The sequence below is a fragment of the Pauljensenia sp. UMB6358 genome, from assembly GCF_030216865.1.
GTDB classification, from domain to species: Bacteria; Actinomycetota; Actinomycetes; order Actinomycetales; family Actinomycetaceae; genus Pauljensenia; species Pauljensenia turicensis_A.
In genome coordinates, this window is record NZ_JASOMS010000001.1 from 34,694 (window position 1) to 59,008 (window position 24,315).

Below are 24,315 nucleotides of genomic sequence, written 5' to 3' on the forward strand. Positions count from 1 at the left end.
AACATAGTTACATGCTCTCGGGTTTTCTCATCATGGCCTTTGTTCTTCTGCTCGTTGTGGTTATCGCTGTTGCGGTGATCGTTGGTTTGGCACTTGAGCGTCGCCCTGCGTCCGTTTGGCAGGAACATCTTCGTGACCAGCGTGAGAAGCTGACGAATGCTCCCGAAAATGATGCCGATCCCGTGTCACCTCACTCGACAACGTTGACGGATCTGATGGGTGATACGTCGTCGATGAAGAACGCGTATTTTGATGCGGATCGGTTGCCCGGCGTTGATCGTATTGAGCGTGTGACGGATCGTTTTGAAGCGATGCAGGAGCACCGCAAGGCAGGCAAGGAATCTTCGGCCGAGTAAACGTTGCCTAGCGTGCCACTAGTGTTCGACTCCGTTAGGTTCAACCAATAAGTGGAACTTGATAGCGTCCATGGGAGATGATGAGCCCATGGACGCTGTTCTTTCATTTTTAAGCTCTCCGGCGGGCATTGCGTGTATTGCACTGCTCGTCGTTGTCATCGTGGGCATTGGTATTGGAGTTGCGCGTAGCTCGAAGAAGTCCATGCCGACTATTACGCCTGCTACTCCGGCCACGCCAGTTACGGCCGCACCGACAACTCCTGCGGATGAGGTCCCCGCAGATGCACCTGATGCGCGCGGTAGTCCGTCGCCGATCGACGAGGCCGCCTTGTGCGCTCCGACGTCTGCCCCTGTCGTAGATGGCGGGCAAGACCAGCTGGCAGCACCTGTTGAAGAGACTGTCGAAGCACCTGAACTGTCAGTTGAGGTTCCTGAATCACTGCCGAGCCGTATGGCTCGCCTGCGGTCGCGCCTGTCGCGTTCGGGCACGCTGGGCAAGGCTATCGTTTCGGTGTTGTCCCGTGGTGAGCTGAAAGCCGCTGACTGGGAAGAAGTCGAAGATACGCTTCTTGTCGCTGATCTGGGTCTTGAAGCGACCGACACGCTGATTGAGGCACTAAAGAATCGTGTGGCTGTCGAAGGTGTTCACGACACTGATTCCATTAAGAGGTTTCTTTCCGAAGAGCTTCTTGCGCTGGTTGATCCTGCGATGGATCGTAGCCTGCATCTTGATCGTCAGGGCGACAAAGGTGAGCTTCCCGCATCGATCCTGATGGTTGGCGTGAACGGCACCGGTAAGACGACGACCGTTGGCAAACTGGCTCGCGTTCTCGTTGCCGAAGGCAAGAGCGTTTTGCTGGGTGCAGCTGACACCTTCCGCGCTGCTGCCGGCGAACAGCTGGGTACGTGGGGCGAGCGTGTTGGTGTTGAGGTCGTTGCTTCTGACCGCGAGGGCGCAGATCCGGCTTCGGTTGCTTTCGATGCGCTCAAGGCTGGCGCAGACAAGAATATTGATGTCGTGCTGGTTGATACCGCTGGTCGTCTGCAGACGAAGTCGACGCTGATGGATGAGCTTGGCAAGGTCAAGCGTGTCATGGAAAAGCAGGCTCCCGTCAACGAGGTTCTGCTGGTCCTCGATGCGACCACCGGTCAGAACGGTATGAAGCAGGCTGAGGTTTTCGCTGAAGTTGTTGGAGTGACCGGCATTGTCCTGACCAAGCTTGATGGGTCTGCAAAGGGGGGCATTGTTGTCTCCGTGCAGAAGGCTCTTGGTGTTCCGGTGAAGTTCGTTGGCCTGGGTGAAGGCGCTGACGATCTTGCTCCGTTCGATCCGCAGGGCTTCGTTGACGCCATCGTGAATGGCTGACATTTTTCGAGTTGCACGCTAGGCGGGTCAGTCTCACGCTGTGTGAGGGCTGCCTCGCATACGGCTGTGATAGCCCGCGTGCGATAGGCTTTGACCACTCAACGAGGTCGTGGCCTCGTACCCTTTTTGCTTTCCACCTTTTGGGAGACTCAACGTGTTTGGAAATCTGTCGGATCGGCTGACTCAGTCTTTTAAACAGCTTCGCTCTCGTGGTGTGCTGACCGAATCAGATGTTGACCAGACAATTTCAGAGATTCGTCGCGCCCTGATTGATGCTGATGTTGCTCTTCCCGTTGTCCGTCAGTTCACCAACTCGGTCCGTGAGAAGGCCTACGGTGCGGCGCGTTCGAAGGCACTGAATCCCGGACAGCAGGTCATTCGAATCGTCAACGAGGAACTGGTTGAGATTCTGGGCGGCGAAACTCGTGAACTGAAGTTTGCCGATCGTGGTCCGACGGTCTTCATGCTTGCTGGTCTGCAGGGTGCCGGTAAGACGACGCTTGCCGGAAAGCTCGGTAAGTGGCTCCGCGAAGAAGGCAAGTCCGTTCTTCTTGTTGCCTCTGACCTTCAGCGCCCGAATGCAGTGAACCAGTTGCAGGTTGTGGGTGAGCGTGCTGGCGTTCACGTGTGGGCGCCCGAACCCGGTAACGGCGTTGGCGATCCGGTGCAGGTCGCACGCTCGGGTCTGAACCACGCGATTGAAAACGGCATTAACGTGGTCATCGTCGATACCGCGGGTCGTTTGGGTGTCGACGAAGAAATGATGGCTCAGGCTGTCGCGATCCGCGATGCTGTTCAACCGCACGAAATCATGTTCGTGCTTGACGCGATGGTCGGTCAGGATGCCGTCCAAACGTCGACCGCGTTCCGCGATGGCGTGGGCTTCACCGGTGTTGTCCTGTCGAAGCTCGACGGTGATGCCCGCGGTGGTGCTGCGCTCTCCGTGCGAGGCGTGACCGGTGCACCGATCCTGTTCGCGTCCACGGGTGAGAACCTCGATGACTTTGAGCGTTTCCACGCTGACCGTATGGCGTCACGCATCCTCGATATGGGCGACATCCTCACCCTGATCGAGCAGGCAGAAAAGAAGCTGGACGCCGAAGAAGCTGAGCGCATGGCGCAAAAGGCAATGGCCGGCGAACTGACTTTGGGTGACTTCCTCTCGCAGTTGCAACAGGTGAAGAAGCTCGGCTCGATGAAGAAGATGCTCGGCATGATTCCTGGCGCAGGCCAGATTCGCGAGCAGATTGAAAACTTCGATGAACGCGAGGTCGACCGTATTGAGGCGATTGTCCGTTCGATGACGCCAGCGGAACGCGAAGATGTTTCGCTGTTGAACGGTTCGCGTCGTGCGCGTATCGCACGAGGCTCCGGTGTAACGGTTGCTGAGGTGAACTCGCTGGTCAAGCGCTTTGAAGCTGCCAAGGCCATGATGGGCCAGATGGGCCAGATGGGCGGAATGCCCGGCTTCGGTAACATGCCCGGCCAGGGCGGTAAGGCGAAGCAGAAGGCGAATGCGCGTGCCGCTCAGGCAAAGCGTGCGAAGGTCAAGAAGAAGGCACGTTCCGGTAATCCTGCGAAGCGTCGCCAGCAGGAGCTTGAGGCTCTTCTTCCGCCCGAGCAACGTTCGTCTGCTCCCGCTACAGGATCCGCATTCGGCGGTGCGCCTGCTCCCGAACCAACAGCTCGTCCGTCGATGGATGATCTGCCAGACGACATCAAGCGCATGATGGCCGGCCTCAAGTGATCTTTCAGGGATCGCTACTCTGGTCCGCGACCTCCGGCTCACCGGCGTCGTGGACAACCGGTTCGTGGAAGATTGATCCTTCCGGCATCACCATGATCGACGAGGCCGGGACGACAGGTTCGGACTTCACCGGCTTTGCGGTGCCTGGATTCGTTGACTCTCACGCCCATATTGGCGTTGGATCAGATGGGCCCGTGGGCCTTGAAGAGCAAGAAGTACAGGCGCGTGCCCAGAGGAACACGGGTGTCTTGGCTCTGCGCGATTGTGGCGCTCCCGTTGATAATCGTTGGTTGGATTCACGCGATGACCTGCCGAAACTGATTCGAGCAGGACGTCATATTGCTCGTCCCAAGCGATACATTCGTGGCATGCCCATCGACTGTGAGAATCTCGCTGATCTTCCGGACCTCGTCGCTGAGCAGGCGAAACGGGGCGACGGCTGGGTGAAACTGGTCGGCGACTGGATTGATCGCTCGAATGGTGTAGATTCTGACCTCGAGCCGCTGTGGCCGACGGAGGTTCTTGTCGATGCCGTTGCAGCTGCCCACGAAAACGGTGCGAAAGTGGCGGTTCACTCCTTCGCTCACGCGACGATCGACTCGCTTCTTGAAGCGGGCGTCGACGACATTGAACACGCGACGGGCATGGACGCGGATCAAGCAGATGAGGCCGCGCGCAGGGGAGTGCTGATCACTCCGACGCTACTTCAAGTTGAATTGTTCAAGGACTTCGCTGATCAGGCCGGAGCGAAATACCCCGTATACGGTGCGACCATGTCTCGTATGTACGACGAGCGTCGCGAGCATTTCGCGATGCTCCGGGAATTCGGCGTCACCTTGGTGATGGGTACTGATTCTGGTGGCTACCAAGAGCATGGGACGATCGGTAAAGAGTTTGAACTCTGGCTGGATCGGGGAGTATCGCGCTTAGAACTGATCGATGTCGCCACATGGAAGTCCCGCATTGCACTGAACTTTGAGCAGTTGAGTCCGGGTGCCAGTGCGGATCTTCTGATCTACCGCGAGGATCCGCGAACAAGCGGTGCATTGGATCAGCCCGACCATGTCGTGATCAATGGGCAGCTGGTTTATTCGCGTTCTTGAATTGCGCTTTGTTTCGGACGTGACCGATTCCACGGCGGGTTGAAGCGTGTGATGAGCCCCAGATTTGGGGCATCGGGCGCCAACTATGGCACAATTGAGGGCGTACTCGGGCACTGAAGGACCCTCTCACCTTCTTTGACCGCGTCCCGGAACAAACATTGACCTGTGTTTCCCACCGGGGAAGTGCACGTTCCAACTCTGAACTAGAAACAGGAGTGACCACACAAGTGGCAGTTCGCATTCGTTTGAAGCGCGTGGGCAAGATTCACGCTCCCGCATACCGTGTTGTCGTCGTCGATTCGCGCAAGAAGCGTGACGGTCGCGTCATCGAAGAGATCGGTCTGTACGACGCACAGCCGAACCCGTCAATCATCCGCATCGACTCGGCTCGCGCTCAGTACTGGCTGGGTGTTGGCGCACAGCCGTCCGACCAGGTTCGTAACCTGCTCGTCCTGACCGGCGACATCGCAAAGTTCAACGGCAAGAAGGATGCGGTTTCCCGCGTCAAGGTTGCCGAGTCTGACAAGGCTGGCGCAGCTGCTGAAGCTGTCAAGGCTGCAGAAGCAGAAGCCGAAAAGTCGAAGGCTGCTCAGGCAGCTGCAAAGGCAGAGGCTGAAGCAGAAGCAAAGGCCGCTGCTGAAGCTGCCGAGGCTGAAGCAAAGGCAGCAGAAGCTGAAGCTGAAGAAGCTCCGGCTGAAGCTGGCGAGGAAGCCTGATCATGCTGGCTGATGCGCTTGAGCACCTCGTCTCTGGAATCGTCGACCACCCGGAAGATGTTCGGGTTTCGGCTCGTTCCATGCGACGCGGTCACCTCCTTGAGGTTCGGGTCAATCCCGATGACCTCGGTCGTGTGATTGGTCGTAGCGGTCGCACCGCTCGCGCTCTGCGCACGGTGATGGGCGCTCTTTCAACGCGCGGTCCTATTCGTGTTGACGTTGTCGACACGGATCGCGAGTAAGCGCTCGCAAACACAACTCATGTGGAGGGGCTCAGTTTTGAGCCCCTCCACTGTTTTATTTCTCCCACGATATGAGCGGTCAACGGAATGCAGACCGATTCGCTGACCGTGGGATACTAGAAGCCAATACGTCACTTCTCGGTGTACACAACTGAAGGATGAAGGACACACTATGCAGATGACCGCAGGCATCATCGGGCCAGCTCATGGCCTTCGTGGTGAAGCAATGGTGGAAGTACGTTCCGACGATCCTGAGATCTGGGCACCCGGCTTTGTCTTCGGTGTACTGGGCGAGCCTGAAATGGAACTGACGGTTCGCAGTGCGCGTATGCACAAGGATCGCCTGCTTGTTGGCTTCGAGGAACTGTCAACCCGCGAACAGGTAGAGGCTCTGCGTGGCAAGAAGCTTCTGGTCGAAGAAACTGAAGAAGAAGACGCATGGTATCCGCATCAACTGAAGGGGTGCGTAGCTGTGATGCCCGATGGCGCAACACTGGGAACAGTGACTGGCCTGCAGTTTGGAATGGCTCAGGATCTTCTTCTGGTCAAGCCCGTCAGTGGAGCAACAGTCATGGTGCCTTTCGTTGAAGAGCTTGTCCCCGAGGTTGACGTTGAGAATAAGCGCGTTACTCTGACTCCGCCTCCCGGCTTGTTTGATGATGACTATGTCGATGCATCGGATAGGAATTCCAACTGATGAGGATCGACCTTTTCTCGATTTTCCCCGAGTACTTCGCGCCCGTAAATCTGTCTCTGCTGGGCAAGGCACACGAGACTGGCCTCGTCGATGTGCATGTCCACGATCTGCGTGATTGGACGCACGACGCACACCGCACAGTTGACGACACCCCGTACGGCGGTGGCGCGGGCATGGTGATGATGCCGACCGTGTGGGGAGAGGCTCTCGACGAGGTCATTGCTGAGTGCTCTGCTGGGCAAGACCAGGACGTTGCGCAACGTCGTGTTCTTGCGATCCCAACACCGTCCGGTATCCCGTTGACGCAGGCAACCGCACGCAACCTGACTAACGTCGATCAGCTGATGATCGCCTGCGGACGATACGAAGGGATTGATCAGCGCGTCGCCGATCACTACCGCGCGTTAGGTGTCGAGGTTCTTGAGTACTCGATCGGCGACTACGTGTTGAACGGTGGGGAAGTGGCGGCGCTCGTGCTTGTGGAAGCGGTGACGCGTCTACTCGACGGTTTTATGGGGAACCCTCAGTCGCTCGAGGAAGAGTCCCATGAGAACGGTCTGTTGGAGTACCCGACGTACACGAAGCCTCGTTCGTGGCGTGATATCGAGGTGCCTGACGTTCTTCTCAGTGGCGATCACGGGCGGATCGAACGCTGGCGACGCGACCTGTCGCTGAAGCGGACAGTCGAGCGCAGGCCGGATTTGATTGCTCAGTTGCAGTACGGGGATCTCGATTCAGCTGACAAAGAGTTTCTTGCTGCCTGCGGGCACCTCGTCACCCCTAGCGGGCATCATACGGTTTCGATTCGAGTGGCTCAGGCACACGATGCCGACGCTCTTGCCGCACTTGCGGCGCGTACGTTCCCGGACGCCTGTCCCGACGTCCTTTCTGATGAAGCAATCGCAGCGTTTATCGGCGACCAGCTATCGCCTGAAGCATGTGCTCGATTCATCGCTCAGCCGGAACGATACCGCGTGCTGGTCGCTGAAATCGGCGGTGAACTGGGCGGATACACCCTGTCGATCATCGGTGAAGACGCGATTGAAAAAGGCATGGTGCGCCCCGGACGTATCGAAGCGTCGGACGCCTACCTGTCCAAGTGCTACACGGATGCTACGTGGCGTGGAAGTGGTCTGGCGGGCGCTCTACTTGAAGCAGCAGTGGCGGACGTTGAAGCTTCCAATGCAGCCCCGCGCTTAGTTTTAGCAACACACACCGGTAACCTTCGCGCTCAAAAGTTCTACAAGAAGCACGGCTTCAAAAAGAAGGCACGTCGCACGTTCAACGTCGGGGGAGTAATGAACGTAGACGTTGTCCTCGTGCGGAATCTCACCGTTCGATAGACATATTCGTACCTCGTAGACAGTGGGCACCGCCTGACGAATGTGGCACACTTGAACACGGTGCATTCGAGTGCAACCTGCCGCAGGGGGACACTCACATGAATGCCCGTTGAAGAAAGCGCAGGCCCCGCCTGCCGTATTCGACGCAACTGACCTGCGGCAGAAGTGTCAAGGAGTAAACATGCAGAAGCTGGACGCAGTCGACGCCGCTTCCCTTCGTTCCGATCTTCCTTCGTTCCGCGCCGGTGACACCGTCAAGGTTCACGTGAAGGTTATTGAAGGTAGCCGTTCCCGTATCCAGGTCTTCCAGGGTGTTGTTATTGCCCGTCGCGGTCACGGCGTCTCTGAGACGTTCACCGTCCGCAAGGTCTCCTTCGGTGTTGGTGTGGAGCGTACGTTCCCGCTGCATGCACCGACGATCGACCGCCTTGAGGTCGTCACCAAGGGTGACGTCCGTCGTGCAAAGCTCTACTACCTGCGTGAGCGTCACGGCAAGGCTGCCAAGATTAAGGAACACCGCTCGGGCAGCGCAGAGTGAAACTCTGAGCATGACCGCTGTGTGCCCGGTGCCCTTCGGGGCGCCGGGCTTGCGTGTTCGTATGCCAACCGGTGTTGGCATCTCCTCTGAAAAGTGAAGGATTACGAGTGACTGACAGTGATTACGCCATCGATTCTGATGGGGATACCGGTTCAGGTGGCTTTTTTGCTTGGATTCGTGAACTTGCCCTGATCGTGGTCGCGGCGTTCGTGATCTTCACTCTGCTCCGCATTTTTATCGTCCAAGTGTTTTGGATTCCCTCCGCGTCCATGCGCGACACCCTGGTGGAAAACGACCGTATCGCAGTCTCACGTATCGCGGCACACACGGGAAATATTGAGCGCGGTGACGTGGTTGTTTTTCACGATCAGTTGGACTGGCTCCCGTCGAATCTTTCAACCGACGATTCTTTTGCCAATGCTGTCGGTAAATTTGTTGGTTTTCTTCCCGGTGGTTCAGATAAAACACTTGTGAAACGCGTGATCGGTGTGGGCGGTGATCACGTCACCTGTTGTACGGCCGAAGGCAAGGTTGCAGTGAATGGTGTGCCCGTGGACGAACCCTACATTGCTGACGGTCAGCTTCCCTCTGACATTTCTTTCGATATTACGGTTCCCCAGGGCACGCTTTGGGTCATGGGTGATAACCGTGGTAATTCAGCGGATTCTCGCTACCACATGGGTTCTGGTGAAACACCTTACGTTCCCGAAGACGCGGTTGTTGGCACCGTGAGCGCAGTTATTTGGCCGACGTCGCATTGGAAGGCAGGCCTGAATCGTCGCGACGTTTTTGCTGGTATTCCCGATGCCCAGTGATGCGACGCGCGATGTCGAACGTGAGCTCCTTACCCGCTATGACGTTGTCATTGGAATGGACGAGGTGGGGCGTGGTGCAATTGCAGGGCCCGTTGTCGTGGGGGCATGCCTTGTCACGGGGGACGAGGCCCCTCAACCAGCGGGGCTTCGCGACTCGAAACTGTTAAGCGAAAAAAGACGCGTCGCCTTGGAGCCTCTGGTGTGCCGGTGGGCGAAGTCTGTTGGTGTGGGTTTTGCTTCGAATGATGAAGTCGACGCCCACGGAATCATTGTTGGCCTGCGTTTGGCTGGTATGCGTGCTCTGCAACAGTTGGATATTCCCAATGGCGCACGCGTGATTGTTCTGCTTGATGGGGCGCATAATTGGCTGACGCGATCCGACGATTTGTTTTCTCCGATTGATGACGCACCCTACCCGGACATTGAGGTGCCACACGTTGTCACTCGCGTCAAGGCTGACGCATCATGCTCGGTCGTGGCCGGCGCATCCGTTGTCGCGAAGGTCAGACGTGACGAATGGATGAAAACGGTGGAAGATCCGGGATACGACTGGGCCTCGAACAAAGGCTATTCTTCGGCAAAACACATTGACGCTCTTAGGCGACTGGGGGTTTCTCCTCTTCATCGCCGTTCGTGGAACCTTCCCGGCACTGGGCGCGCCGAGCGCGCCTGAAGGGTCAGGAACAATTTGTTAGGCATGATTGAACCGTGAGTGAAGACATCGAAAGCTACGAAAACTCTCTGGAACTTGAGCTTTTCCGCGAGTACAGGGATGTCATTGGCTTATTTAAGTACGTGGTCGAAACCGAACGTCGTTTCTACCTCTGCAATCAGGTCGATGTTCAAGCCCGTCCAGTTGGTGGGGATATTTTCTTTGAACTCACGCTGACTGACGCGTGGGTGTGGGACATTTACCGTTCCTCGCGTTTCGTGCGTTCTGTCCAGGTCATCACCTACAAAGACGTGAACGTCGAAGAATTGACCAAGCCAGAGCTGAACCTCTGACCCCTTCGGCGGGTTATCCACAATTTCAGGTGGGTGCTACTTATCCACAATTTCGCTTTCGCTGACTTTCTTTCTGTGTATTCCTGACCGACGCTTGGTGCGGAGGTCAGTATGGGAAACGATTTTCGCCGTCGACTCGGAATGCTAGGCGAGGTCACTGCGACGCGCTTCATCAGCGAAGGTGGTCTGCAGGTTGTTGATCGAAATTGGCGCAACGGCAGGGCAGGCGAGCTCGACATCATTGCGACGGACGGCTCGAACACGATTGTCATCGAAGTCAGAACCCGCTTTGGGAACGCAAAGGGGAGTGCGCTCGAATCAGTTGATGATCGAAAGGTCAGGCAACTACGTTCGCTGTCGGTTGCTTGGGTGCGATCGCATGAGTGCCGTGGGCACTTGCGCGTTGACATTGTTGCGATCACTGTCGATCCGGCAATGCGCGTAGTCGTTGAAGAGTCTGGTCCAGATGCGGACTTACGTGACTACGGTGCGCGCATCGAATGGATTCGAGGCATCGCATGAACGCCTCGCTTGCACACATTGATTCAATTGGACTTGTGGGCATAGAAGGCCATCGGGTGCGCGTTGAAGCACATGTGGGGCGCGGACTGGTCAAGTTCACTCTGGTTGGCCTGCCGGACGCGTCTTTGCGTGAAGCGAAAGACCGGGTTCGCTCGGCGTTGCAGTCCTGCAACTTGGAAGTGATGGACTCTCATATCACCGTGAACCTGTCACCGGCGGGTCTTCCAAAGTCTGGTTCAGGGTTTGATCTTGCGATCGCCATCGCAGTGCTTCAAGCTGCGGGCTCACTGAAAAGACAGGCATTCGTAGGCGCTGCTCTATTAGGAGAACTAGCTCTTGACGGCAGTATCCAATCAATCCGAGGAATTCTTCCCGCGGTCTTGTCGGCGAAGAAACTCGGGATTCAACGTGTCATCGTTCCCGCAACATGTGTCTTAGAAGCTCGTCTTGTCCACGGTATTGATGTCATTGGTTTCGACCACTTAGCTGATCTTGTTACCTGGGCTGGGGGAGATGCTCTACGTCCGAAAACACCTATCCCGATTCTCCACGCTCTGCCGACTGAGAGACTGACAGAAAGCATCACCGCGGTTTCAGATTTAGCAGATGTACGAGGTCAAGACGGAGCTGTTGACGCGTTAGAGGTGGCTGCCGCGGGAGGCCATCACGTGTTGCTCATCGGTGAAGCTGGCTCCGGAAAGTCAATGCTCGCATCACGTATGCCAACGATTTTGCCGCCGATGGATGATCAAACGGCCCTGATGACATCCGCACTTCATTCCATCGCAGGCCGCCTCGAAGACCACGCAACCCTGATGCGCACCCCACCCTTCCAATCCCCTCACCACAGCGTCACAATGCCGGCCCTGATTGGTGGCGGTAGTGGGATTGCGATGCCGGGTGCAGCATCACTGGCACACGGGGGAGTTCTGTTCCTTGACGAGGCAACCGAATTCATCCCCTCGGTCCTCGACGCTCTGCGCCAGCCACTCGAAGAAGGCGTCATCACGATCCATCGAGCCAAAGGACAAGCCACCTATCCCGCCAGATTTCAACTGATCCTCGCCTCAAACCCCTGCCCGTGCGGTGGTGGAACCAAAGCTCGCCCCTGTCGATGCGCATCCATCCAAAAACGCAGGTACATCACACGACTATCAGGGCCCTTGCTTGACCGCATTGATATCACGATCGCAATGCATGCTCCCACCCGCGCGCAGCTCAACGCCAGCAAACGACGCACATCCAAAGAAGTAGCCGAAAGAGTACTCGCCGCACGCGACAGGGCACGCACACGCCTAGAAGGAACAGGATGGACCCTCAACTGTCAGCTTCCCGGCCCCTGGGTGCGACAGCACTCGGGCATAGCACGCACATACATTGACCGCATCGATCAAGGCGTCGACAGAGGAATTCTGTCCATGAGAGGCGCCGATCGCGTCTTACGCCTCATGTGGACCCTCGCCGACCTAGCCGAACGATCCACACCCAACGACACCGACCTTGCGCAGGCACTACAACTGAGAAACTCAGGAGCACTCGATGCCTTCTATCAATGAACGCGACCTCGCCTGGGCATGGTGGACATGCATCCAAGAACCCGAAGACGCCCATGCCCACGCTCTACGACTTCACCTTGGACTCATTGAATCAGTCGAATGGGTATGCGCCGATTCTCCCGGCCCACTCCCACCACCACTGTCACAGCATCGAAAAACACTCGAAGACGCCTGGAAACGCTTCAAACCACGTGCACTACGCAACAACCTCAACCAAGAACTTGAGGCAATCCACGCCCTAGGCGGACGCTTCATCAGCCAAGAAGACCCATCCTTCCCCAAAGAACTCACCATCCTTCAAGAATCAACACCACTTGGCCTATGGGTCGTGGGCACGCTCCCACACACACGTTCAGTCACCATCGTCGGAGCGAGAGCAACAACAAACCTCGGAACAAGGAACGCTTTCGACATCGCATCCGACCTTGCCGACAGAGGCGATACCATCCTCTCCGGCGGAGCATTCGGCATCGACATCGCCGCCCACAGGGGAACACTCGCAGCAAACGGACAGACAATCGCCATCCTTGCCGGGGGAGTAGCAAACCCCTATCCCGTCTCTCATACCCGCGACTTCGAAACGATCGTCGAATCGTCAGGAGCCATCGTCTCAGAAGTACCACCAAGCTTCAGACCCGCAAAATGGCGCTTCCTTGGACGAAACAGAATGTTAGCCGCTTGGGGGGATGCCACCATTGTCATCGAAGCGTCATCCAGATCCGGTGCCCTCGCAACAGCCAGACGAGCAATGACACTAGGCAAACCCGTAGGAGCAGTCCCCGGACCCATCACCTCGCAATCCTCAACGGGATGCCACGAGCTCATTCGCAACGGTGCCACGCTCATCAGAAACGCATCCGACATCCACGAAATGATCGACCCCCTGCACACGCAACTCCAAGGCATACTCTTCGGTGAACCCGTCTGCCCAGATCAGGGAGTCAATGCACTCTCACCCCACGCGCGCAGGGCATGGGAAGCCCTTCCCATACGCAACCTCTCAACACTTTCCACCATCGCCGCAAACGCTGGCATGAGCGAACAGGAAACGTTGCGGGCGCTCGCGGAACTGGAGCTTGACGGGTACGTGCGTTCTAACTCCCGCGGTTGGGCTCGCAAAGGTGGAGCTCGGTGCTGATAATGAAGGCATGAGTGAGTTAGGCATCTTCGACGCATGGGTATCATTCCTGACCCATGCGCGTCGGCTGTCTGACCATACGATCACGGCATATTCGGTTGATGTTGCTGGATGTTTTGAGTTCATCGGCGTTGACCCGAATCCAACGAGCGAGCAACTAGACGCTCGCTTGACAACGCGCCGTCTTCGCCTGTGGTTAGCGAAACTGAGTGAGCAGGGTGCATCACGTTCGACCCTGTCACGTAAGACCGCTGCCGTACGAAACTTTTGTCGGTGGGCGATTGACCATGACGTGTTGGCTCATGATCCTTCTGCATCGCTTGCGTCTGCTCGCGTAGATCAACGCCTTCCTCAGGTTCTGACATCGAATGATGCGACGACCCTGATGGAGTATGCGCGTGCCCACGCCCGTTCAGGCGATGCGACAGATCTGCGGAACTGGGCGATCCTTGAACTGATCTATGCGTCGGGAATGCGTATCTCAGAACTCGTTGGGTTGAATGTGACAAGCATCGATTATTCGGGCCACACCGGACGTGTTTTGGGTAAGGGAAACAAAGAACGCGTTGTTCCGCTGACCGATCTTGCCCTCGAAGCCGTACAGACGTGGACGGTTCGCGGTCGTCCGCAACTGAGCAATTCTGATTCTGGGAATGCTCTGTTCATTGGTGACCAGGGCAAGCGGATCGATGTTCGAGTTGTCCGCTCCATGTTCCATCGCGAAGCTGCCCGAGCTGGGGTCCCAGATCTTGCGCCACACGCTCTACGGCACACGATGGCGACGCACTTGCTTGAAGGGGGAGCAGATTTGCGTAGCGTTCAAGAGATCCTCGGCCACTCTTCTTTACAGACCACCCAGCGATACACGCACGTTGATTCAAAACGATTGTCCGCTATCTATGCTCAGGCACACCCGCGCGCTTAACTCTTCGTCTGCCCTCCAGCTTCGCCCCGCCTACGATTGACGAGGCTACCCGCGCACTTTACTCCCATCCCAGGGTTTCAGGGCAAGATCGCCAACTAAGAACCGTAGGGGATTAACGTAGTGATCCCTTGAGGTTTTGGCACCCCAGTGCAGACCGCCTGCTGGCTCATGCCCGGGTCTGAGGGTTGCTATGGGAGCCCCCGCACTGACGTGGTCTCCAACGCTCACAAGAGCATCGACGGGCTCATATGTTGAACGAACCGGGCCATGGGACAACGAGACAACCCCCTTGCCGGCAACCTCGCCGGCCACTTCTACAATCCCGTCAGCCGGGGCATAGATCGTAGCGCCAACATCGACCTTCAGATCGACTCCGCGATGACCTGAAAGCCACCGTAACGCCGGAGGATCAAAACCCCTGGTCACGCTTGCCGCATTCCCGGTCGGCCACTGCCAGTGTTGCCAGACGGATGCGTTGGCCGGCCTCGTCAATAGGCAAGAAAACAGAGCCAAGGCGGCAAGGATCGTCAAAGGAAGATGTGCATAACGGTCATTGCGAAGAAACATGCACTCAATGTCGTTGATCGCGGGTCAAAGGGCGAATGGAGTGATTGCTTATTGTGGATACTCCGCGATCGGGTGAGGCACCTGTGGATAAAGTCTGGCGACGAGGGTCACATCAAGCGAAATAGGGAGTATGAGGGCATATGAGATAAGCTATTTGAGCACCTGCTTGCAGGTGACTTCGCGTGCCATTTTCACGTCAGCGGTCTTCCGCGGTGGGCATAAGTTCCAGGTCCTTTCGAGGTGAACTTAAGTCATGGCACCAGGGCTTGCGTACCCGCGCACAGCACGTAACTGAAACCGAGGGTGAAAACCCTCATGATCCCGCAGTTTTGCGGGGAAGGACGATTCAATGGCAGTCGTAACCATGCGTCAGCTCCTCGAGTCCGGTGTCCACTTCGGTCACCAGACCCGCCGCTGGAACCCGAAGATGAAGCGTTTCATCCTCACCGAACGCAACGGCATCTACATCATCGATCTTCAGCAGACCATTGCTGACATCGACATTGCTTACGATTTCGTGAAGCAGACCGTCGCACACGGTGGCACCATCCTCTTCGTTGGCACCAAGAAGCAGGCGCAGGAAGCCGTCGCAGAGCAGGCAACCCGCGTTGGCATGCCGTACGTAAACCACCGCTGGCTCGGTGGCATGCTCACCAACTTCTCCACCGTTTCCAAGCGTCTCCAGCGCCTCAAGGAACTCGAGCAGATCGACTTCGACGATGTCGCCGCATCCGGCCGCACCAAGAAGGAACTCCTCATGATGCGTCGTGAGAAGGACAAGCTGGCTCGCACACTCGGTGGCATCCGCGACATGGCCAAGACCCCGTCCGCCATCTGGATCGTTGACCCGAAGAAGGAACACCTCGCGGTTTCCGAAGCTCGCAAGCTCAACATCCCGATCGTCGCCATTCTCGACACCAACGCTGATCCGGACGAGGTCGACTACCGCATCCCCGGTAACGACGATGCCATCCGCGCAGTTGCACTGCTCACCCGCGTGATCGCAGACGCAGTCGCAGAGGGCCTCCTCGCTCGTTCCGAAACCCGCAAGTCCGCTGACTCGGCAGAAACCGTTGCAGAACCGCTCGCCGAGTGGGAACGCGAACTCCTCGAAGGCGACAAGGGCGAAGCCAAGGCTGAAGAAGCTCCGGCTACCGAAGCCCCCGCCGAGAACTGATCTTTACCAACTTCAAAGTAGAAAGAGACATCAATGGCGAATTTCACCGCTGCTGACGTCAAGGCTCTGCGTGAGCAGACCGGCGCAGGCATGATGGACGTGAAGAAGGCTCTGACCGAGGCTGATGGCGATGCTGAAAAGGCTCTCGAAATCATCCGCCTGAAGGGGCTGAAGTCGCTCTCCAAGCGCGAAGATCGTCAGGCATCCGCCGGCCTTCTGGTCGCTCAGGTTGACGATGGCGTTGGCGTCCTCGTCGAGGTCAACTCCGAAACCGACTTCGTTGCAAAGAACCAGAAGTTCATTGACTTCGCAAACGAGGTTCTCGCAGCAGCCGTTGCTTCGGGCGCATCCAATCTTGAGTCTCTCCTCGCATCCCCCATGGGTGACGAGACCGTTCAGGACAAGCTCAATTCCATGGCAGCAGTTATCGGCGAAAAGCTCGAAATCCGTCGCGTTGTGCGCGTCGAGGGCGAGAACGTTGACCTGTACCTGCACCAGACCAGCCCCGACCTCCCCCCGCAGGTTGGCGTCTTCGTCGTCACCGACGCAGCTGGCGCTTCAGTTGCTCACGACATCGCAATGCACATTGCCGCTTACATGCCGGCATACCTTGATCGCGATGCCGTTCCTGCTGACGTCCTCGAGAAGGAGCGCGAGACTCTCACGAAGATCACGCTCGAAGAAGGCAAGCCCGAGCACATCGTCGGCAAGATCGTCGAAGGTCGCATGGAAGCCTACTTCAAGGACAACTGCCTCGTGGACCAGGCGTTCGCTCGCGATCCCTCTAAGTCGGTCGGCAAGGTTCTTGCCGAGGCCGGCGCAAAGGTGACCGAGTTCGTTCGCGTTCACGTCGGAGCCTGATAACGCATGAATGGCCCCGCCCAAATGGGCGGGGCCATTCGGCTATCCTGTGTACTAATGCTTCTTACCGCGTGAACAGGAGAAACGCGCATGCCTCATACTCGTAGGGTCCTTCTTAAACTGTCTGGTGAAGCTTTCGGCGGTGGCGCCGTTGGTCTTGACCCCACTGTCGTTCGCGATATTGCTCGGCAGATTGCTATTGCTGTCCGTCGAGGCATTGAAGTCGCAGTCGTCGTTGGTGGCGGTAACTTCTTCCGCGGTGCACAGCTAGCTAAAGCAGGAATGGATCGTTCCCGCGCCGACTACATGGGCATGCTCGGTACCGTGATGAACGCCCTTGCGCTTCAAGACTTCATCGAACAAGCCGGTGTTCCTGCGCGTGTTCAATCCGCAATTACGATGACCCAGGTTGGTGAACCCTACATTCCGTTGCGCGCTATTCGCCATATGGAAAAGGGGCGCGTTGTTATCTTCGGTGCGGGTGCCGGTATGCCGTTCTTCTCGACGGACACGGTTTCAGCTCAGCGTGCTCTTGAAACCCACTGCGACGAGCTTCTTGTTGCTAAGAACGGCGTGGATGGTGTGTACGATGACGATCCGCGCCTGAACCCGGACGCGAAGCGTCTTGAATTCCTGACGTACTCGGATGCCCTTTCTCAGGAACTCAAGGTCATGGATGCAACAGCTTTGGCACTTTGCCGTGATAATGGTTTACAGACACGAGTTTTCGGAATGTCTGAAGCAGGCAATGTGACTGCTGCCCTGATGGGTGAGACAATCGGTACTCTTGTGACTGCGCAAGACTGATCAACATAGGAGTCACGAATGATTGACGACATCCTCCTTGAAACCGAGGAAAAGATGGACCGTGCGGTTGAATCCGCACGCCACGAATTTGGCAATATCCGCACCGGTCGCGCAAACGCCGCGATGTTCGAGCAGATTCTTGTCGACTACTACGGTGCACCCACGCCGATGCAACAGCTCGCTTCTTTCCAGATTCCTGAAGCTCGTACCGTGTTGATCTCCCCGTTCGATCGCACTGCCACGAATGAGATCTTGAAGGCCCTGCGTGAATCTGATCTGGGTGTGAACCCGACCGATGATGGCAACGTTGTCCGCGTTGTTCTTCCTGCCTTGACTGAAGAACGTCGTAAGGAATACGTGAAGCTGGCAAAGACCAAGGCCGAAGATGCTCGCGTCGCAGTTCGTAACGTTCGTCGTAAGGCAAAGGAACAGCTCGATAAGCTGAAGAAAGACGGCGAAGCCGGCGAAGACGAGGTCGATCGTGCAGAAAAAAGCCTCGAATCGCTGACGAAGAAGCAGGTCGAACAGGTTGACAAGCTTCTTGCATCCAAGGAAGCTGAGCTCCTGACGCTGTGAGCGCCTCTGATCATTCTTCCCCTTCGTTGGTTGCGAAGTTTTTCTCTCCGCAACCAACGAAGGTGAAGGAACCACTGGCAGCCACCGGGAAGGCAGGACGTAATCTTCCAGCAGCAGTATCTACTGCCGTTGTTTTGATTCTTTTCGTCGGTATCTGCTTGTTTTATGTACCGCCACTTTTGACACTGTTCATTGTGCTGGCGTCGCTGGCGGGTTTATATGAGTTAGGTGGCGCATTCGCCCACCTAGAAACAAAGCTGACGATGGCTCCGCTGTATGCGGGAGCTATCGGCATGGTCACGTGCGCATGGTCTCTTGGCGCAGAAGCGCTCCTCTTTGCCCTGTACGCAACCATTTTCGCTGTTGTTGCGTGGCGAATCTTGGATCCGAACCCCAAGGGGCGGATTAACGACGTCATTGCATCGGTCTTTGTCGCGCTGTATGTTCCTTTCCTTGCCTCGTTCGTTGTGCTGATGATGCGCCAGTTCGGTAACCCATGGGTGGTTCTCACCTACGTTGGCTTAGTCGTCGCATCCGATACCGGTGGCTGGGTCGCAGGCGTTCTATTCGGCAAACATCCGATGGCGCCTCGTCTATCACCCAAGAAGTCCTGGGAAGGCTTCATCGGCTCGACAATTGCTTCTGTCGCACTTGGTGGACTTGCTTTCTGGGCACTTGGTGGCCACTGGGCATTCGGCCTCCTTGCCGGCGTTGTTGCGTGTGTTGTCGGCACGCTCGGTGATCTCACTGAATCGTTAATCAAGCGTGAAACCGGTCTGAAGGATATGTCGCAAATTCTGCCGGGGCATGGCGGTGTCCTTGACCGCGTTGATGCTTTGCTGATGGTTGCACCGCTTATGTTTATGATCTTCACCTGGACGCTGTAAGGAATCCTATGAGCCTCGAATTCGAAAAACAGCGTCGGCGTGAAGTGCGTCCGACTGACCAGCCCCCAGAAGGAGCAACGTCAGCCGATGCGAAGCCGGTGATTTCTTTCGCGCCAGCTAAACCTGGCAAGGCACCTGCTCACCTCGCTGACGTGGATGCAAAAGGACGTAAGCAGGTCCTGAAGGATCTGGGTCTTCCCGGTTTCCGTGCTGACCAGCTTTCTCGACATTATTTTGATCACTTCGAAGCCGATCCGGCGAAGATGAGTGATATTCCCGCATCGATGCACGATGCAATTTGTGAAGGTCTGTTGCCTGAACTGGTTCGCCAAGTCGTCGCGCAACACGCGGATGGCGGGATGACGATTAAGCACCTTTGGGAGCTTTTCGATGGGGCGCGCGTTGAATCCGTGCTGATGCGTTACCCGCAGCGCACGACCTTGTGTATTTCTTCGCAGGCAGGATGTGGCATGGCGTGTCCGTTCTGCGCGACCGGCCAGATGGGGCTGACTCGTAACCTGTCGACGGGCGAAATTGTCGATCAGGTGCGCCAAGCGCAGATTGCGTGTCGGGATGGCGAGCTTCCCGGCGGGCCGACGCACCTCTCTAACGTTGTGTTTATGGGTATGGGCGAACCGCTTGCTAACTACCGCACGGTCGTGAATACTCTGCGCCGCCTGATTGATCCCAGCCCAGAAGGCTTTGGACTTTCAGCTCGAAACGTCACTGTGTCGACGGTGGGTTTGGTTCCCGCGATCGACAAGCTGGCGAAAGAAGGCATGCCTGTGACGTTGGCAGTTTCGTTGCATGCTCCCGATGATGACCTTCGCGACGAGTTGATTCCGATTAACTCGCGCTGGAAGGTGGGGGAGTTGCTTGATGCTGCTCGCCGATACTTTGTTGCGACGGGTCGTCGCGTGTCGATTGAGTACGCGCTGATCAAGGATATGAACGATCAGGAATACCGTGCCCAATTGCTTGCTGATGAGCTCAATAAGCGCGGTCACGGGTGGGCTCATGTGAACCCAATTCCGTTGAATCCGACTCCCGGCACAATCTGGACTGCGTCTACTCGGCGTGCTCAGGACACATTTGTCGCTACTCTGCGCAACAATGGGATTTCAACGACGATTCGCGATACTCGCGGTTCTGACATTGATGGTGCGTGCGGTCAGCTCGCAACAGCGGTGAAGGAAGCGAATGCGAAGCGTCGGTCTATCAATTCAGATTCCACTTCAATTCAGGAGACTCGATGAGTGACTCTTTCCCACGAGTGAGCTTCTGGCGTCACGGCTATGCGACTGAGCGTGTGGACGCTTTCTTTGCGGACGCGCGCCAGGCGTATGAAGGTGGCTTGCCGGCAGAGCAGTTCTCTGCACAGCAGGTTCGCCAGGCGACGTTCCCATTGAAGCGTCGTGGCTACGCGATTGATGCTGTTGATTCCGCGATGAGCCGTCTTGAAGCGGCCTTTGTTCAGCGCGATCGTGCGGATCATATTGCTGTTAACGGCGAGGCCGCATGGTTCGAGAAGGTTGCCGAGCGCGCAACGACGCTGTACGACCGCCTGATGCGTCCTCGGGGCGAGCGTTTCTCACACCCGGAATCCGGTCGTGGATATGACGCGGCTCAGGTTGATGATCTGCTGGATCGTTTGGCCGCCTATTTTGACGAGGGCACTGAGATGAGCGTCGATGACGTTCGTCTTGCTGTTTTCCAGCCTGCTCGTGGCAAGAAGGGCTACACGGAAGGAACGGTTGACGCCTATCTTGGGCGCGCCGTAGAGATTCTTCTGGCTGTTTCCTGATTGGGAGGGCGAATCGTGACTTCTTCGCGTCAGCCGATTGTCCTGCTGGGGTCGACCGGTTCGATTGGTACTCAAGCGTTGGATATCGTTCGCGCGAATCCGTTGCGTTTCGATATCCGAGGTCTTGCTGCTGGCGGCGGCAATATTGAGCGTCTTGCGCGCCAGGTGGTTGAGTTCGATGTTCCTGTCGTCAGTGTGGATCGCCGTGTTGGTGGCGAGCTACGCGACGCGATTCATACCATTGATTCGTCTGCGCACCCGCAGATTATCGAAGGGCCGGACGGGGCAACTCAGGTGGCTTCACTTGTTCCTGACGGAGTTGTCCTGAACGGTATCACCGGGGGAGTGGGTCTGCTTCCCACGCTGGCTGCTTTGAAGTCCGGTGCGACGCTAGCTTTGGCGAATAAGGAATCGTTGGTTGTGGGTGGCCATGTGGTGCGTAGCGCCTGTGTGCGTCCGGGTCAGATTGTGCCTGTCGACTCCGAGCATTCGGCTATCGCTCAGGCGTTGGCCAGTGGAGTTCACGAGGCCGGCCTCACTTCACCAGTGGTCACCGGCCACACTGAGGTGGCCGATCTTGTTCTGACGGCATCAGGTGGCCCGTTTAGGGGTAAGAAGCGCGCTGAACTTGCTGATATCACTCCGGAAGCTGCTCTTGCTCACCCGACGTGGAACATGGGTCCGGTTGTCACGATCAATTCCTCGACGCTGGTCAACAAGGGGCTGGAGCTGATTGAGGCTCACCTGCTGTTTGATGTGGCTCCCGAGCACATTGTGACGACTGTTCACCCGCAGTCGATCGTGCACTCAATGGTGACGTGGATTGACGGTGCAACAACGCTTCAGGCTTCGCCACCCGACATGCGTCTGCCCATCGCCCTGGGCTTGACATGGCCCGAGCGCCTGCACGACGTGGAAAAGCCTCTGACGTGGGCCGATGCGCAGAGTTGGACCTTTGAACCGGTCGATAGCGATACCTTCCCTGCCATCAATCTTGCGCGTCATGCGGTGGCCTCGTCACCGACGCACGCAGCGGTGTACAACGCTGCGAATGAAGTGTTCGTCGATGCGTTTTTAGCCAAGAAACTACCGTGGCTGGGCATTGTCGATTCTTTGACAAAGGTTGTTGAGTCTCACGATGGTATTGCAGACCCGACGTTGGATGACATTCTTGGGGTCGAAGAATGGGCGCGCGCGCAGGCGAATGCGCTGGTGAGTAGATCTTCATGAGCTACCTGGCGGGGATCTTTGCCGTTGTCGTCGGCTTTATCATCACCGTTGGTCTTCACGAGCTTGGCCACCTTGTTCCGGCGAAGAAATTCGGCGCGGTCGTCAGTGAATATGCGATCGGTTTTGGTCCGAAGATTGTGTCGCGTGAAGTCAAAGGCACGTTGGTTGTTTTTCGCGCGATTCCGCTGGGTGGTTACGTGCGTATCCTCGGCATGTTCGCCCCTGCCAAGCCGGGTCGTCGCACGCTGAATTCGAAGGGACAGCGGGATCTTGCTGAAGAAGCGCGCCACCAGAGTGCCCAAGAAATGCCCGAAGGGTGTGCACACCGTGCATTCTGGTGTCTGACGTGGTGGAAGAAAGCAATTGTTATGGCGGCTGGACCCGCGATGAATTTCTTGCTTGCGTTCCTTTTCCTCGTTATTGCGATGGTCGGCATTGGTTTCCGCACTGCCTCGTTAACGCTTGCGGATGTGTCTGCGACAATTCAGACGAATGCGGGTACCGTTGCGTCTCCGGCGTACAAGGCCGGTCTGACCGGGGGCGACACTCTCATCGCGCTTGATGGCCGGAACTTGAATGACTGGTCTGCCTTTAGAGACTCCATTGCCTCGTCCAATGGACAGCCTCTTCAGGTGACATTTGAACGCGATGGCGACCTTCATGAGGCCTCGTTATATCCGCGCAAGATGGATGACGGCACGTACGTGGTGGGCGTGACTGCCGGATATGAATATACGGCGGCCTCGATGTGGGATGCGGCCAAGGAATATCGCTACATGTTCACGGGAACGGTGGGTGCAATTACGAAGATTCCACAGTCCCTGTGGAACGTTACGATGTCGATGGTGACGGGAAGTGAACGCGATTCGTCAGGCTTGATTTCGATTGTTGGAGTGTCACGAATTGCTGGTGAGGTGACCAGCGATTCTGCGGGCAGTGGCGTCGCGGATGTGCGTTCTCAGATTGCGTTCCTTTTGAGTCTGATGGCCTCGCTGAATATGGCGTTGGCGGTTTTCAATCTGATTCCTCTGCCGCCTCTCGATGGTGGGCACATCATTGGTGCGCTCTACGAAGGCGTGCGCGGAGGAGTGGCGCGCATGGGAGGAAAACAGAATCCTGGCCCGGTCGATACCGCCCGATTATTACCGCTGACCTGGGTTGTGGGAGCATTATTGGCGGTGATGAGCATCGTGCTTGTTATCGCTGACATTGTTGATCCGCTTTCATTGCGTTGAACTGGAGTTGAAATGGCCAAGGCTGTTTTTACGAACGACTATTCCGCGACTGCTCACCCGCAGATTCTTGCCGATTTGACGGCGTTTGGAATGCAGAAGTTCCCCGGTTATGGAATGGATGCGATCTGCGATGAAGCTGAAAAGCTGATCCTCGACCAGTGCGGTATTCCCGGTGGAGCAGTCCGTTTCATGGCCGGTGGAACCCTGATTAACGATCTTGCGATCGACCTGTTTTTGCGCCCGTGGCAGTCAGTGATCGCCACCGCTGACGGTCATATTGCTACCCACGAAGCCGGTGCGATTGAAAATTCTGGGCACCGTGTTCATACGATTCCTTCGCATGATGGCCTGATGGACCCAAGTGAGCTCGAAGCGACTCTTCTTGAATGGCGCGACGGCGGTGTGCGTGAGCATGTGACTGCGCCGGGTCTGGTTTATATTTCCCAGCCCACGGAGCTTGGAACGTTGTATTCGCTCGAACGACTGACTGCGATTTCTGAGATCTGTCATTCCTTCGGCGTTGGCCTTTATGTTGATGGCGCGCGTTTGGGATATGCGATGGGGTCGTCAGCAAATGACGTGACCTTCGCTGACCTGGCAACGCTGACCGATGCGTTCTCCATTGGTGGCGCCAAGTGCGGAATGATGATGGGTGAAGCCCTCGTCTTGCCCGACGCGTCAAAGGCTGACTACTCACTGCGTGCGATGATGAAGATCCACGGCGGACTGGCGTCGAAGGGCTGGATCCTGGGCTCGCAGTTCCGCACGATGTTCGCCGACGGTCTGTACCTGCGCATTACGCGCGAGGCTACCCAGCGCGCTCAGCGGATCGAACAGGCATTCAAAGACGCCGGTTTTGAGATGCTGGTGGATTCTCCGACGAACCAGCTCTTCCCGATTCTCCCGCTTGAAATGGCTGAGGACGCGCGCGAGCGTTTTGCTATCGAAAAATGGGCGCCGGTCGCCGACACGGTGGCGGTTCGTTTCGTCATTTCGTGGTCCACCACAGATGAAGACGAGGCTGCCCTCCTTCAGTGGATTGCGACCTCGTCTGCGTGTTAACCTCCAGTAGCTCCTTAGCTGCTTGAGGACTCACATCACC

The 24,315-nt window shown here is 56.8% G+C and carries 27 protein-coding genes; 26 read left to right on the plus strand and 1 reads right to left on the minus strand.

Features of this window, described 5'->3' with window-relative positions:
* Positions 1 to 11: 11 nt before the first annotated feature.
* The 16 genes from QP381_RS00170 to QP381_RS00245 all read left to right on the plus strand — a co-directional run bounded on the left by QP381_RS00170 (position 12) and on the right by QP381_RS00245 (position 14,069).
* Positions 12 to 356: a hypothetical protein gene (locus QP381_RS00170; RefSeq protein WP_050998791.1), complete on the plus strand. Its 345-nt coding sequence runs from the start codon at positions 12 to 14 to the stop codon at positions 354 to 356.
* An 88-nt stretch (positions 357 to 444) separates the two neighbouring features.
* Positions 445 to 1,722, plus strand: coding sequence for a signal recognition particle-docking protein FtsY (gene ftsY / locus QP381_RS00175; RefSeq protein ID WP_285067322.1), 1,278 nt, complete (start codon positions 445 to 447; stop codon positions 1,720 to 1,722).
* Positions 1,723 to 1,876: 154 nt separating this feature from the next.
* Positions 1,877 to 3,469: a signal recognition particle protein gene (ffh, locus tag QP381_RS00180; RefSeq protein ID WP_285067323.1), complete on the plus strand. Its 1,593-nt coding sequence runs from the start codon at positions 1,877 to 1,879 to the stop codon at positions 3,467 to 3,469.
* The gene (locus tag QP381_RS00185) at positions 3,466 to 4,572 is read left to right on the plus strand and encodes an amidohydrolase family protein (protein ID WP_006681185.1); all 1,107 of its coding nucleotides are present in this window, start codon (positions 3,466 to 3,468) and stop codon (positions 4,570 to 4,572) included. Before ffh ends, QP381_RS00185 begins: the two co-directional genes overlap by 4 nt.
* Positions 4,573 to 4,799: 227 nt before the next feature.
* Entirely contained in the window at positions 4,800 to 5,288 is a 489-nt protein-coding gene (rpsP, locus tag QP381_RS00190; protein ID WP_103631881.1) for a 30S ribosomal protein S16, read from the plus strand.
* A gap of 2 nt (positions 5,289 to 5,290) precedes the next feature.
* Positions 5,291 to 5,530, plus strand: a complete 240-nt coding sequence (locus tag QP381_RS00195) for an RNA-binding protein (RefSeq protein ID WP_006681183.1) — start codon at positions 5,291 to 5,293, stop codon at positions 5,528 to 5,530.
* 172 nt (positions 5,531 to 5,702) lie between these two features.
* Entirely contained in the window at positions 5,703 to 6,227 is a 525-nt protein-coding gene (gene rimM / locus QP381_RS00200; RefSeq protein WP_006681182.1) for a ribosome maturation factor RimM, read from the plus strand.
* Positions 6,227 to 7,570: a tRNA (guanosine(37)-N1)-methyltransferase TrmD gene (gene trmD, locus QP381_RS00205; RefSeq protein WP_285067325.1), complete on the plus strand. Its 1,344-nt coding sequence runs from the start codon at positions 6,227 to 6,229 to the stop codon at positions 7,568 to 7,570. Before rimM ends, trmD begins: the two co-directional genes overlap by 1 nt.
* 181 nt (positions 7,571 to 7,751) lie before the next feature.
* Positions 7,752 to 8,108 carry a 50S ribosomal protein L19 gene (rplS, locus tag QP381_RS00210; protein WP_006681180.1) on the plus strand — a complete coding sequence of 119 codons (357 nt, stop codon included), beginning with the start codon at positions 7,752 to 7,754 and terminating at the stop codon, positions 8,106 to 8,108.
* A 107-nt stretch (positions 8,109 to 8,215) separates the two neighbouring features.
* A complete protein-coding gene (gene lepB / locus QP381_RS00215; RefSeq protein ID WP_006681179.1) occupies positions 8,216 to 8,923 on the plus strand; it encodes a signal peptidase I in 708 nt (235 codons plus the stop codon).
* Entirely contained in the window at positions 8,913 to 9,596 is a 684-nt protein-coding gene (locus QP381_RS00220) for a ribonuclease HII (RefSeq protein WP_179369707.1), read from the plus strand. Before lepB ends, QP381_RS00220 begins: the two co-directional genes overlap by 11 nt.
* A 35-nt stretch (positions 9,597 to 9,631) precedes the next feature.
* Positions 9,632 to 9,928, plus strand: a complete 297-nt coding sequence (locus QP381_RS00225) for a DUF2469 domain-containing protein (protein WP_006681177.1) — start codon at positions 9,632 to 9,634, stop codon at positions 9,926 to 9,928.
* Between the two features lie 111 nt (positions 9,929 to 10,039).
* Positions 10,040 to 10,450, plus strand: a complete 411-nt coding sequence (locus QP381_RS00230) for a YraN family protein (protein ID WP_006681176.1) — start codon at positions 10,040 to 10,042, stop codon at positions 10,448 to 10,450.
* Positions 10,447 to 12,006 carry a YifB family Mg chelatase-like AAA ATPase gene (locus tag QP381_RS00235; RefSeq protein ID WP_006681175.1) on the plus strand — a complete coding sequence of 520 codons (1,560 nt, stop codon included), beginning with the start codon at positions 10,447 to 10,449 and terminating at the stop codon, positions 12,004 to 12,006. The genes QP381_RS00230 and QP381_RS00235 overlap by 4 nt, the downstream gene beginning before the upstream one ends.
* Positions 11,990 to 13,144: a DNA-processing protein DprA gene (gene dprA, locus QP381_RS00240; protein ID WP_006681174.1), complete on the plus strand. Its 1,155-nt coding sequence runs from the start codon at positions 11,990 to 11,992 to the stop codon at positions 13,142 to 13,144. Before QP381_RS00235 ends, dprA begins: the two co-directional genes overlap by 17 nt.
* A gap of 10 nt (positions 13,145 to 13,154) precedes the next feature.
* Complete coding sequence (locus QP381_RS00245) at positions 13,155 to 14,069, plus strand: tyrosine recombinase XerC (RefSeq protein ID WP_040318557.1); 915 nt, start codon at positions 13,155 to 13,157, stop codon at positions 14,067 to 14,069.
* A gap of 45 nt (positions 14,070 to 14,114) precedes the next feature.
* Here QP381_RS00245 and QP381_RS00250 read toward each other — a convergent pair whose 3' ends face one another.
* Positions 14,115 to 14,636: a M23 family metallopeptidase gene (locus QP381_RS00250; RefSeq protein ID WP_006681172.1), complete on the minus strand. Its 522-nt coding sequence runs from the start codon at positions 14,634 to 14,636 to the stop codon at positions 14,115 to 14,117.
* A gap of 349 nt (positions 14,637 to 14,985) precedes the next feature.
* On the opposite strand from QP381_RS00250, the gene rpsB reads away from it, so the two are divergent.
* The 10 genes from rpsB to QP381_RS00300 all read left to right on the plus strand — a co-directional run bounded on the left by rpsB (position 14,986) and on the right by QP381_RS00300 (position 24,275).
* On the plus strand, positions 14,986 to 15,813 hold the full coding sequence (gene rpsB / locus QP381_RS00255) for a 30S ribosomal protein S2 (protein ID WP_006681171.1): 828 nt from the start codon (positions 14,986 to 14,988) through the stop codon (positions 15,811 to 15,813).
* Positions 15,814 to 15,846: 33 nt separating this feature from the next.
* Positions 15,847 to 16,674, plus strand: a complete 828-nt coding sequence (gene tsf / locus QP381_RS00260; protein ID WP_006681170.1) for a translation elongation factor Ts — start codon at positions 15,847 to 15,849, stop codon at positions 16,672 to 16,674.
* A gap of 90 nt (positions 16,675 to 16,764) precedes the next feature.
* Entirely contained in the window at positions 16,765 to 17,481 is a 717-nt protein-coding gene (gene pyrH, locus QP381_RS00265; RefSeq protein WP_219585178.1) for a UMP kinase, read from the plus strand.
* A gap of 18 nt (positions 17,482 to 17,499) precedes the next feature.
* On the plus strand, positions 17,500 to 18,057 hold the full coding sequence (gene frr, locus QP381_RS00270) for a ribosome recycling factor (protein ID WP_006681168.1): 558 nt from the start codon (positions 17,500 to 17,502) through the stop codon (positions 18,055 to 18,057).
* Positions 18,054 to 18,944 (plus strand): phosphatidate cytidylyltransferase, encoded by an 891-nt coding sequence (locus QP381_RS00275; RefSeq protein WP_103631876.1) that lies wholly within the window; start codon positions 18,054 to 18,056, stop codon positions 18,942 to 18,944. The genes frr and QP381_RS00275 overlap by 4 nt, the downstream gene beginning before the upstream one ends.
* 8 nt (positions 18,945 to 18,952) lie before the next feature.
* Entirely contained in the window at positions 18,953 to 20,200 is a 1,248-nt protein-coding gene (gene rlmN / locus QP381_RS00280; protein WP_285067331.1) for a 23S rRNA (adenine(2503)-C(2))-methyltransferase RlmN, read from the plus strand.
* A complete protein-coding gene (locus QP381_RS00285) occupies positions 20,197 to 20,748 on the plus strand; it encodes a DivIVA domain-containing protein (protein ID WP_101627854.1) in 552 nt (183 codons plus the stop codon). The genes rlmN and QP381_RS00285 overlap by 4 nt, the downstream gene beginning before the upstream one ends.
* Before the next feature lie 15 nt (positions 20,749 to 20,763).
* Positions 20,764 to 21,978 (plus strand): 1-deoxy-D-xylulose-5-phosphate reductoisomerase, encoded by a 1,215-nt coding sequence (gene dxr, locus QP381_RS00290; protein WP_219585177.1) that lies wholly within the window; start codon positions 20,764 to 20,766, stop codon positions 21,976 to 21,978.
* Positions 21,975 to 23,213, plus strand: a complete 1,239-nt coding sequence (locus tag QP381_RS00295) for a M50 family metallopeptidase (protein ID WP_285067333.1) — start codon at positions 21,975 to 21,977, stop codon at positions 23,211 to 23,213. Before dxr ends, QP381_RS00295 begins: the two co-directional genes overlap by 4 nt.
* Positions 23,214 to 23,225: 12 nt before the next feature.
* Positions 23,226 to 24,275, plus strand: a complete 1,050-nt coding sequence (locus QP381_RS00300) for a threonine aldolase family protein (protein ID WP_285067335.1) — start codon at positions 23,226 to 23,228, stop codon at positions 24,273 to 24,275.
* Positions 24,276 to 24,315 lie beyond the last annotated feature (40 nt).

What these genes read in the sequence shown, in the direction of transcription:
- pyrH (WP_219585178.1), top strand. Translation starts at nt 16,765, where the DNA reads ATGCCTCATACTCGTAGGGTCCTTCTTAAACTGTCTGGTGAAGCTTTC.
- rplS (WP_006681180.1), top strand. Translation starts at nt 7,752, where the DNA reads ATGCAGAAGCTGGACGCAGTCGACGCCGCTTCCCTTCGTTCCGATCTT.
- rlmN (WP_285067331.1), top strand. Translation starts at nt 18,953, where the DNA reads ATGAGCCTCGAATTCGAAAAACAGCGTCGGCGTGAAGTGCGTCCGACT.
- trmD (WP_285067325.1), top strand. Translation starts at nt 6,227, where the DNA reads ATGAGGATCGACCTTTTCTCGATTTTCCCCGAGTACTTCGCGCCCGTA.
- QP381_RS00250 (WP_006681172.1), bottom strand. Translation starts at nt 14,636, where the DNA reads ATGTTTCTTCGCAATGACCGTTATGCACATCTTCCTTTGACGATCCTT.
- tsf (WP_006681170.1), top strand. Translation starts at nt 15,847, where the DNA reads ATGGCGAATTTCACCGCTGCTGACGTCAAGGCTCTGCGTGAGCAGACC.
- rpsB (WP_006681171.1), top strand. Translation starts at nt 14,986, where the DNA reads ATGGCAGTCGTAACCATGCGTCAGCTCCTCGAGTCCGGTGTCCACTTC.
- QP381_RS00170 (WP_050998791.1), top strand. Translation starts at nt 12, where the DNA reads ATGCTCTCGGGTTTTCTCATCATGGCCTTTGTTCTTCTGCTCGTTGTG.
- QP381_RS00230 (WP_006681176.1), top strand. Translation starts at nt 10,040, where the DNA reads ATGGGAAACGATTTTCGCCGTCGACTCGGAATGCTAGGCGAGGTCACT.
- QP381_RS00220 (WP_179369707.1), top strand. Translation starts at nt 8,913, where the DNA reads ATGCCCAGTGATGCGACGCGCGATGTCGAACGTGAGCTCCTTACCCGC.
- QP381_RS00245 (WP_040318557.1), top strand. Translation starts at nt 13,155, where the DNA reads ATGAGTGAGTTAGGCATCTTCGACGCATGGGTATCATTCCTGACCCAT.
- dprA (WP_006681174.1), top strand. Translation starts at nt 11,990, where the DNA reads ATGCCTTCTATCAATGAACGCGACCTCGCCTGGGCATGGTGGACATGC.
- ftsY (WP_285067322.1), top strand. Translation starts at nt 445, where the DNA reads ATGGACGCTGTTCTTTCATTTTTAAGCTCTCCGGCGGGCATTGCGTGT.
- QP381_RS00295 (WP_285067333.1), top strand. Translation starts at nt 21,975, where the DNA reads ATGAGCTACCTGGCGGGGATCTTTGCCGTTGTCGTCGGCTTTATCATC.
- rimM (WP_006681182.1), top strand. Translation starts at nt 5,703, where the DNA reads ATGCAGATGACCGCAGGCATCATCGGGCCAGCTCATGGCCTTCGTGGT.
- QP381_RS00235 (WP_006681175.1), top strand. Translation starts at nt 10,447, where the DNA reads ATGAACGCCTCGCTTGCACACATTGATTCAATTGGACTTGTGGGCATA.
- QP381_RS00285 (WP_101627854.1), top strand. Translation starts at nt 20,197, where the DNA reads ATGAGTGACTCTTTCCCACGAGTGAGCTTCTGGCGTCACGGCTATGCG.
- QP381_RS00300 (WP_285067335.1), top strand. Translation starts at nt 23,226, where the DNA reads ATGGCCAAGGCTGTTTTTACGAACGACTATTCCGCGACTGCTCACCCG.
- frr (WP_006681168.1), top strand. Translation starts at nt 17,500, where the DNA reads ATGATTGACGACATCCTCCTTGAAACCGAGGAAAAGATGGACCGTGCG.
- QP381_RS00195 (WP_006681183.1), top strand. Translation starts at nt 5,291, where the DNA reads ATGCTGGCTGATGCGCTTGAGCACCTCGTCTCTGGAATCGTCGACCAC.